Here is a 10,558-nt window from a genome sequence, read left to right on the forward strand (position 1 = left end):
GTTGATGTTACGTTCAGCACAGGTTGGCAGGTTCCTCTTGTAGATGCCATGGATTACGGGATAACGATAACGACGCAGTTGGTGGGTGATGGTGTTCCTGCGAATGATACTCTTGTGGACACCATGTCGAGTATGTGCCTGTGGATAGAGGATGTTGCGCCGGTTCTCATAGTCTGGCCAGAGGACACCGTGTATTGCAGCTCATCAGGTGACCCCACGGCGAAAGTCACGAATCTAGGGCAGATTTCGGCGACCTTTGATGTTGTTTTCAGCATTGACACGAGTGGTGTCAACTTATACGAGGACACTGTGAATGTCGTTGACCTTGCTCCTGCTGAGACCACCGATGCTGTCTTCGGCTCCTGGACTGTTCCAGACGTAGACGGGATAAACTACGATCTTACTGTCTGGACCATGCTCCCTGGCGATGTTGACATGTCCAATGACACTCTGGGCGGGGCCTCCTGGGGTATGTGTCTTCCGTGGGAGGACGTGTATCCTTCGTGGGTAGTCTGGCCTGGTGATACGGTTCTCTGCGATTCTTCAGATACTGTTAGAGTCAAGGTCGTTAATGCGGGTGGTCTGGACGCGAGTTTTGATGTGGTGATTCAGATTGATACCAATATGACTGTAATATGGAGCGATACGGCAACTGTAACCAATCTTCTGCCTGGAGACTCTGCGGATGCAGTCTTTGATGAGTGGACGGTGCCGGATCTTGACAGCACGACATATGGAATCACGAGCTGGACTCTGCTGGCTAGTGATTCTCTTCCGGCCAACGACACTCTGGTTACGTCCACTTTCGGCTACTGTTTCAGGGTTCATGATGTTGGCATCCTGGGCAGGGTAGCTCCGCCGGATACGGTCTTGTGTGAACAAATATACTCAGTCATGGTTGATGTCATGAACTACGGTGACTTTTTGGAAGACTTTGATGTGATATGCACAATAGAAGATACCGGCGGAATCACAATCCATCAAGACACTATGATCGTATTAGGTCTTGACCCGGACAGTTCAAGAACCGCTACCTTTGCCAGTAGCTGGACTGTCCCCAATGTTGACAGCACACATTACAGTGTTACGTTTTACAGTGAGTTAGCCGGAGATTTTAACGCAACTAATGACACTGTCTCTGATAGCATCTTTGGTTACTGCGAGCTTGTTGTTGTGCGCGATGTGGGTCCAGTAATTATTCTTAACCCTCCAGACACGGTATTTTGCGACAGCACAGTGGTGGTGAGTGCCTGGGTAAAGAACTTTGGCACCGAGCAGGAGTTCTTCAATGTTGAGTGCATAATGGATACGACTCTGCCCGTCTATGCTGACACGCAGGCTGTGCTTGAATTGGATCCTGGGGATTCGGTCATAGTCAATTTCTTGAACTGGCCGGTCCCTGGTGCTGATAGCATCAACTACACCATGACCGTGACCACACTACTTGCCGCAGACACAATCTATTCCAATGATACTCTGGCCAAGCCTGTTTTTGGGTACTGTGCGCTAATTCATGACTGCGGCATTGACAGCATAGATGCTCCTCCAGATACAGTTGCCATCGATTCGACTTACACTCCAAGGGTTTCTGTGCACAACTGGGGTGATTATGCAGAGACGTTTGACATAATCTGCACCATAGACGGTTATGATGATACAGTGCAGGTTGTTGATCTGCTTCCCGGAGTGAGCACGGACATTCCCTTTGCTCCATGGTCTACCTCTATGCCCGGGTCCTACTTGATGAGCGTGGTCATCGAGCTGACAGATGACGGCAATGCTGAGAATGACACGGCGTCAAAGACGATAGAGGCAGTAACTGGTATTTATGACCAGTACGTGCTTCCAAGGGTGCCCTTGGAATCTGGTCTTCTACAGAATGCTCCCAATCCTCTCTCTGTCTACACGCATATTTACTATCAGGTGGCCGCATCTGGAGAAGCCAGTCTGAATGTATATGACCTTGTCGGCCGGTTAGTGAAGGTTCTTTTTGAAGGGTTTGTGGAACCTGGATACTATTCAGCACGCTGGGAAGGGGATGATGAGACGGGAAATCCTGTCCCGAGCGGCATATACATCTACAAGCTGAGAATAGGGAAGGAAGAAGCTTCCAAAAAACTGGTAGTTGTGCGATAGCTTACAAGGGTGAGCTTTAGCGAGGGCCGTCCATATGGGCGGTCTTTTGCTTTCTTGACATGGGATTTCATGAGTGGTATTTTCCATGAAGGATGCTTAGAGCTTTTCTTCTTCTTTTCCTGATTCTGGCCAACCTGTCCTGTTCCGGTTCTGGCGAGAAAGCCAGCGAAAAAACTCCTCCTGCTGGCCCGGACTATGGTTCCCTGAGGCGAACAATGGTCAATACCCAGATTATTGGAAGGGGTGTGACCGACTCTCTAGTTTTGGCCGCGATGGTGGAAGTTCCCCGGCATCTTTTCGTCCCTCCTGAATACAGGAGTTTTGCCTACATTGACCAGCCTCTTCCCATAGGAGAAGGACAGACCATCTCCCAGCCTTATATTGTCGCCTTAATGACAGAGTTGCTCAACATAAAGGGCGGGGAGAAGGTTCTCGAGATTGGAACGGGCTCAGGATATCAGGCTGCGGTGCTTTCAGAGATCGCTGATCATGTGTATTCAATAGAAATTCTTGAAAAACTCGCCACGAGCGCTAGCAGGAGATTGGACAGCCTTGGGTATAGGAATGTCCACGTCATGTGCGGTGACGGTTATAAAGGCTGGCCTGAGAAGGCACCTTTTGAAGCGATAATAGTCACTGCTGCTCCTGACCACATACCCAGACCCCTGAAGGAGCAATTAGAGGTCGGTGGCCGCTTGGTCATCCCTGTTGGCGAAGTCTATCAAGAACTGATGGTCATTACCAGAACGGCCAGAGGCTACGAGTCGAAATCTGTGATACCGGTGAGGTTCGTTCCCATGACAGGAGAAGCCCAGAAGAGGAAGCAGAATGAGTGAGACGCTCAATCTGAGATCGATCCCCAGCATGCCCTCAATATACATTAATTACATCCTCAACTTCGACAGGGTACGGGATTTATACAGGTGGGACTACAGGAATGTCGAGAGCGTAAATAAGGCTGCGCTCTCCTGCAGGTCTGGATTTGCCGACAAGACAGAGATTGGGCAGATTCTTTTGAAGCAAAACAGAAGATTCGGCTGTGACAGGAGCGTCGAAGATAACATCGAGAAACTGTGCGAGGGTGGATGTGCGGTTGTTACCGGCCAGCAGATTGGGCTTTTCTGTGGTCCGCTTTACACAGTGTACAAGGCTGCCACAGCAATCCGGCTGGCTGAGGAGTTGAACCGGGCAGGCCCGGACAGGCACGTACCCGTCTTCTGGATGGAGTGCGAAGACCATGATATCCTTGAGGCTGGACACATTCACATTCTTGGATCTAATCACAGGGTTCTGACCCTGACCGCTTACGAAAAGCCTGCAAGGCGGCCAACGGGCTCATACAGAGTGGATGAAAGAGTAGCAGAACTGATACGCCAGTTAGAAAACAACTCCCCGAAGTCTGAATATCTGGATAGTGTTCTCAAGCTGCTGAAAAACTCGTACAAGCCTGATCTCTTGCTTTCAGAAGGATTTGCCAGGTTCATGCAAGCATTGTTCAAGGGCAAGGGGCTGGTCGTGATAGATCCTACAGACCCTGAAGTGAAGGGAATGTCCTCAGACTTCTATTTGCGGGCAGTTCAGAAATGGGCTCAGATCAATGATGCGATTGTCGAGGCTTCTAGCAGGCTAAAGAAACTGGGTTACGAGCTGCAGATAGAAATCAAGAAGAAGAAACCACCCTTCTTTGTCATCAAGGATGGTCAAAGACTTCCACTCTCCTGGGAGGGCGATGGTTTTTCCCTCGGTGAGGACGGGATGAAACTCGGCCAGGCTGAAATCGAATCGATAGCCAGAGAGACCCCAGAACAACTGAGCCCCAATGTGTGTCTGAGGCCGTTACTGCAGGACTTCCTTCTTCTGACGAATGCATACATTGCGGGGCCAGGAGAGATATCCTATTTCGCGCAGATTGCCCCTGTCTATGACATACTTGATATGGATATGCCGGCCATAGTCCCCAGAGCTGAATTGACTCTGGTTCTGCCGGCAGTTGGAAGGACATTAAAGAAGCTTGGGGCGAAGGTGGATGATTTTTTGGTCAGTGAGAAGAAACTGACAGACGATTTTCTGGACAAGGCTGGTGCCCTTTCAGGCCTGAAAATCATCGATGATGCCAGAACAAAACTTGAGGAGTTGCTTAACCAGACGTGTGAGAAGCTTCTGGACCTTGAGCCTGAAATGGATCGTCCAATGGAAACCTGCCGTAAGAAAACCACATATCAACTCTCCAGACTCGAGGAAAAACTGAAAACACTATCGAGAAAGAAAAATGAGACGTTGCTGACGCAGATAGAGAATGCACAGAGCCATCTTCTCCCTATGGGCAGGCTCCAGGAGAGGGTTTTGAACATAACGTATTACCTGATCAGGTTCGGCCTTGATTTCCCTCAGAGAATTCTCTCAGAGATTGATCCCTTTGATTTCGGCCATAACATAGTTAGACTGTAGAAGGAGACGTGAGCCGGCAGCGATGTTTCGCGATGAGACATCCGTTCAGGAGGCTAGAAAGTTGAGAATCGGAATTAGTTGCTATCCTACTTACGGTGGGAGCGGAATTGTTGCGAGTGAGCTCGGCAAGGAGCTCTCAGACAGAGGACACCAGGTGCACTTCATCTGCTATGCGATGCCCATGAGGCTGCGCGGTGCCGGCTCTGGAACATTCTTCCACCAGGTCGAAATGGTCGCCTATCCGCTTTTCAGTTATCCTCCCTACTCTCTGGCTTTGGCTTCAAAGATGGCAGAGGTGGCGAAATATGAACGGCTGGAAGTACTCCATGTCCATTATGCCATCCCCCATGCCGTCAGCGCGTATTTGGCCAGGGAGTTGTGTGAAGAGCCCTGCCCCCGGGTGGTGACCACACTGCATGGGACAGATATCACTCTCATTGGCAGTGACAGTTCTTTTCTTCCTATTACGAAGTTCAGCATCGAGAAGAGTGATGGCGTGACCGCCGTATCTCAGTATCTCAAGAAAAAGACTGAAGAGACTATCGGTGTATCAACGCCGATTGAGGTGATATACAATTTCATCAATACCACAACCTTTTTCAGAAATTCTGACCCTCACATAGAAAGACCGGCGGGAAAAGTTGTCATTCACATCTCCAATTTCCGACCTGTCAAGAGAATTGATAATGTGGTGGATGTATTCGCTCGGATAAGACAGGAACTGAAAGCTGTGCTTCTGCTCGTGGGAGACGGCCCGGAGAGGTCAAAGGCAGAACAGATGAGTCTCAGCCTGGGGATTAGCGAGTCTGTACGATTCCTTGGGAGTAGATATTCTGTGCGGGATTTGCTGTCCATCTCCGATTTGATGCTCTTTCCGAGCGAAAATGAATCGTTCGGGTTGGCTGCACTTGAAGCCATGGCGTGTGAGGTGCCCGTGGTGGGGACAAACTCCGGTGGCCTACCTGAGGTGGTCGTAGACGGAGAGAATGGATATCTATCTGACATTGGAGACGTAGATTCTATGGCAGAGAATTCAATCGAGATACTGAAAGACGAAGAGAAGAGAAGGCATCTGGGGAAGAATGCAAGAGAAAGGGTTGTTCAGTCTTTCGACTCTAAGAATATTGTGCCTAGGTACGAGGAAATGTACAACAGAGTGCTAAATACATGAGGTCTGGGTTATACGTTGTTCAAGAGGTTTAACTGTAGTTCAACGTTGTTCAATGTTGAACCATGTTGAACATTTGAACCATATTGAGCCATGTTGGTTAGGTTGTTCAAGAGGTTCAAACGTTCAACGGTTGAAGGTTATAGGTGATAAGTTGTTCAAGGTTGTTCAACGAGTTCAAAGGCTTAAGTCTAAGGTGATGAGTTGTTCAAGAAGTTCAAGAGGTTCAAGGGTTCAAAAGTTGACGAGTAAAGAGAGACGGATAGAGGAAGTTGTTGCTGCATATGAGAGGCGGAGGAGACTGATACGTTCGAGGCTCGCGGAGTTCAGGGCTAAGTACACCTGGCCTCAGGAAGAACTATTTGCTGAGCTCTGTTTTTGCCTCTTCACGCCCCAGTCCAAGGCGGAGACCTGTGACTCTGCTGTTAAAGCTCTTAAAGCGTCGGACCTTCTTCTTAAGGGCAGTGAGAAGGCTGTTTCCTCAAAGATGCGAGGGGTCCGATTCAAGAACCAGAAGGCCAGATTTCTCATTGGAGCGAGATACAAGCTTCTGAGTGGTTCCAGAAAACTAGATGAGATCGTGTCTGGCTCTGAGAATAACAGCGACCTAAGAGAATGGTTTGTGAAGAATGTGAAGGGCCTGGGGTATAAAGAAGCGAGCCATTTTCTCCGGAATGTGGGCCTGGGCAAAGATCTGGCTATACTCGATAGGCATGTGCTTAAGAATCTCGTCTCATACGGAGTCATTGAAGAAATCCCCAGGTCGCTCACCAGGAAGAGATACTTGCAGATAGAAGAAAAGATGCTCGGTTTCTCACAGAAGGTTGGAATACCCATGGAAGAGCTTGACCTCGTATTCTGGTCTATGCAGACAGGGAGAGTGTTTAAGTAAGGGCTTAAGTGTATGGTGGGAAGTTGTTCAAGAAGTTCAAATGTTCAAGAGGTTCAAGGGCTGATAAAGGTTGTTCAAGAAGTTCAAGCGTTCAAATGTTCAAACGTACAAGGTTTAAGGGGTATGGTGGGAAGTTGTTCAAGAAGTTCAAATGTTCAAGGACAGGGTTTCAAGAAATGTGTTGACTGGGCTTCGTTTGGGGGATATGATAGAGCTGTCACCTTATGATGGCAGCTCTTGTTCCTTGAGAGAACACGGTTTACAGACATAGGACATTAGATGGCGGTACGCAATACCTAGCCTACGGCCATCAGTCTCCAAACACGTGCCAAGTTTTCAATTCCGCAACGGAGAAACAATAGTGTCATTGCGAGCCAAAAAGGTCCGGCTTTTCGAGAGAAAAGACGAGACATTTTTGGTCCTTCGTCGGCATGGCCGACGGAGGAGGGTAAGCAGTCCCGAAGCAATCTGGCACAAACAGATCCTTCGACTTCGTTCCTCGGCTGCTGCTCGGGACTTCGCTCAGGACGAAAAATACCTCACGCCCTCTCTGATGGCATGGGTCTTTTTTGTTTTCTATTTTCGGATTCTGTGTGGGGTACAATAACCTATTGCAATTCTCTTCTCATAACTGTATATTTCTTGTTGAAAGCCCCCGGCTTTTGGATGGGGGCTTTTTGGCGCATTAGCAGTGTCGGTTTAACCCATAGGAGGGTGTCAAGTGATCCGAAATCTGTCTGTCTATATCCTGTTGGCTGTGAGCATGGCTCTCTGCAGCTACGCTTCTGCCGTCGCCTTGAGCTTCTCAGTTTCGTTTGACAGGAGCGATCTGCGTTTTTCCAGGCTTGGCTCGTATGACATTGTGGAGTTGAAGGGATGCGACTTGTTGGCAGAGCCTGGACATCCGCTGCTTCCTCAGAAACTTCTCAGAGTGGCGATCCCTGGAGACTCACGAGTGAAGTCCTTGAGGGTCACTTCTGTTCAGGTAGAGGCCATAGAAGGGAAGTACTTCATCTTTCCGGCTCAGCCAGACGTTCCCATTTCAGCATCCGGAAGGCCGGAGTGGGTTGGGCCGGATGAGAAGATATATCAGTCCAGGAATTTGTTTCCAGAAGCAGTGATGGAAGCGGAGAGCCAGGGGAGTTTTTCAGGCCATTTGATTGCCGGTTTCACAGTACATCCGATTCGGTACAGGCCTGAGGAGAGGAAGCTTTTCCTGTGTACCAGAATTGAGTTTGAGGTCGAACTCGAGCATGCAAGGAGCGGGCTTCGAGTTAAGGTGCGGAGCCCGGCTTCGGAGAGGCTCATAAGTGATGCGGTCAAATCGCTGGTCATCAATGCTGAAGCGGTTAGAGACCGGGTGGCCCAGGGTTCGCACTCACTGGACATCCTGGAGGTCGAATATCTCATAATTACCAGCGCTTCTCATGCAGATAGGTTTCAGCAGGTTGCCGACTGGAAGACGAAGAAGGGGGTGCCTGCCAAGGTGGTCACCACTGAGTGGATATATGACAACTTCTCCGGGACAGACAATGCTGAGAAGGTAAGAAACTGCATCAGCGAGCATTATGCGAATAAGGGTCTCATCTGGGTTCTATTGGGAGGGGATGTGGATGTGGTTCCCTACAGGGGCTGCTATGGAAAGGTAGGCGGGAGCACGGACAACAACATGCCGTGCGATCTGTACTTTTCTGATTTGGATGGGGACTTCAACTTCGATGGGGATGGGATATATGGAGAGGTTCCCGATTCAGTTGATCTGTATCCCGACGTTTTTGTGGGGAGAGTTCCTGTTTCCTCTGCGGCTGAGTGCTCCATAGTGGTGCGAAAAACGCTCATTTACGAAGGCGTGCTCGATGGGACTCCGATACCTTCTGACTATCAATTGAAGATGCTCTACCTTGCTGAGTGGCTGGACGGCTCTACTGATGCTGGGCTGGGGAAAAACATCATTGACAATGCGTATGTACCACCCCGCTATGATCCAATATCAAAGCTGTATGAGAGTTCGGGCAATCTGAACAGGCAGGCTGCTGTGGACTCGATGAATACTGGCTACGCTATTGTCAATCATTCCGGTCACAGCAACTACGGGGTGATGTCGGTGGGGCCGAATAGTCTCAGAAGGGAGGACATGTACGGGTTGACGAATGATACCCGATTTACAGTCTTATACTCCATTGGCTGCATTGCGGCTGGCTTTGAGAATAACGATTGCATAGCCGAGAAATTTGTCCTTGCCCCAGGTGGTGGTGGATTCTTTGTGGGAAACAGCAGGTATGGTTGGTACAGCCCCGGTAACCCAGGGGGTGGTGCGAGCGAGAAGTACGATCAAATGTTCTTCAGCTGCCTCTATGATGGAACCAATGCCAGAATGGGGATGGCAGAAGCTGTCTCGAAGACCTACTATATAGCCTGGTCCCGTAATTACAATGCGTATCGGTGGATTCAGTTCTGTCTGAATCTTCTTGGGGAGCCCGAGAGCTTTGTATGGACTGATACTCCGGGAGAACTCTCTCCAATCTACGCTTCTGCCATTGGTGACAATGCCACTCAGTTCGATGTGGCAGTCAACTCAGATGGTGAACCTGTTGAGTCTGCCCTCGTGTGTTTGATGAAAGGCGATGAAGTCTATGTGCGCGATGTCACCGACAGCAACGGAAAGGTGACGTTTGTTCTTCCACCCATTACAGTAGGCACCATGTATGTGACTATTACGGCGCACAACCATTTGCCACATGAAGGTGAGACTGAGATTATGTGGGCTCCTGATGTGCCAGTGCTCCTTTCGCCACCTGATGGCGAGATTTCAGGTAACACCATGCCAGTAATGGCCTGGTCTTCTACTGCTGGTTCCGGTGGGAGCTACACCCTTGAGTACTCGAAGAGCGAGGATTTTTCTGCAGAGGTTGTTGTCATCTCCGGGTTAACAGATACGACCTATTGTGTACCTGATACAGCTTCTCTTTCAGATTCCATATACTTCTGGCATGTTGAAGCGTTCAGCTCTCATGAATTACCGAGTGGATACCAGGATATTGCGTGGCGGTTTACCGTGGACACGCGTCCTCCCGAGTTCAGCAATACCACCCAGTGGCCGGACACTATATTTCAAGGTCCATACTATGTGGAGACTACTATCAGGGATCTTTCAGGACTGATTGGTGCCTATCGCGCCTACAGGACAGATTTGGATACGGTCTGGAGATTCAAGGAGATGAAGGTGCTGGGTCCTCCGGGGGTCTACTATGAGCACATTCCTGACCAGCCGTACGGTGTGACAGTAGAATACTATGTCTATGCGGCAGATAGTTCAGATCCCATAAACACCGGGTGTGATCCATTGACAGCTCCTGACAGTGTCTACTCGTTCACAGTCCTTGACCCTGTGGGAGTGGATCTGACAAGACTCCTGGTCGCGCCTTCCGCACTCTTTCTCCGCGCAAGTCCGAATCCTGCGAGGTCCCATATGGAGCTTTACTATGGGCTGCCGGAGGAGTGTGATTTAAGAATAGAAATATATGATTCTGCAGGCAGACTGGTCACGATCCTCGCGAAAGGGATGTTCAGAGCTGGATCATATCGAGTCAGGTGGGATGGAAGGAGTAATGAGGGAGAGATGATGCCGAGTGGGCTTTATTATGCAAGGCTTTCTTCCGCGTCAAAAAGGATAGTTTCTAAGGTTGTGATCGTGCGGTAAGACGCTGACGGTTTTCAGACGTCAGTTGTAAGATGAAAGTAAGACAAGCTGTAGGCTGTACGCTATACGCTGTAGAAAGAGCAAGCTGTCAGCACCCAGCCGTAAGCTCTCAGTCAGACATTGCTGAGAGCTGTCTTACATTATGTGAGTCCTCGGTACCCCCGTGGAACGGCATAGGTGTTAAGTTAAGGTAGAGATCTGTTGCGATGTTTGG

Annotated in this window: 6 protein-coding genes; all 6 read left to right on the forward strand. The window is 49.4% G+C overall.

What is annotated here, in order from left to right; genetic code table 11:
* Nucleotides 1-2,136 (forward strand): T9SS type A sorting domain-containing protein (locus E3J62_05355; protein ID TET46068.1); only part of this gene is annotated, 2,136 nt, incomplete at its 5' end.
* A 92-nt stretch (nucleotides 2,137-2,228) separates the two neighbouring features.
* A complete protein-coding gene (locus E3J62_05360) occupies nucleotides 2,229-2,972 on the forward strand; it encodes a protein-L-isoaspartate(D-aspartate) O-methyltransferase (GenBank protein TET46069.1) in 744 nt (247 codons plus the stop codon).
* Nucleotides 2,965-4,584 carry a bacillithiol biosynthesis cysteine-adding enzyme BshC gene (bshC, locus tag E3J62_05365; protein ID TET46070.1) on the forward strand — a complete coding sequence of 540 codons (1,620 nt, stop codon included), beginning with the start codon at nucleotides 2,965-2,967 and terminating at the stop codon, nucleotides 4,582-4,584. The genes E3J62_05360 and bshC overlap by 8 nt, the downstream gene beginning before the upstream one ends.
* A 61-nt stretch (nucleotides 4,585-4,645) precedes the next feature.
* On the forward strand, nucleotides 4,646-5,755 hold the full coding sequence (bshA, locus tag E3J62_05370) for an N-acetyl-alpha-D-glucosaminyl L-malate synthase BshA (GenBank protein TET46071.1): 1,110 nt from the start codon (nucleotides 4,646-4,648) through the stop codon (nucleotides 5,753-5,755).
* Nucleotides 5,756-5,951: 196 nt separating this feature from the next.
* Nucleotides 5,952-6,644 (forward strand): N-glycosylase/DNA lyase, encoded by a 693-nt coding sequence (locus E3J62_05375; protein TET46073.1) that lies wholly within the window; start codon nucleotides 5,952-5,954, stop codon nucleotides 6,642-6,644.
* A gap of 721 nt (nucleotides 6,645-7,365) precedes the next feature.
* The gene (locus E3J62_05380) at nucleotides 7,366-10,344 is read left to right on the forward strand and encodes a T9SS type A sorting domain-containing protein (GenBank protein ID TET46072.1); all 2,979 of its coding nucleotides are present in this window, start codon (nucleotides 7,366-7,368) and stop codon (nucleotides 10,342-10,344) included.
* Nucleotides 10,345-10,558: the final 214 nt, after the last annotated feature.

The sequence above is a fragment of the candidate division TA06 bacterium genome (assembly GCA_004376575.1).
Lineage (GTDB): Bacteria > Hydrothermota > DG-26 > E44-bin18 > E44-bin18 > E44-bin18.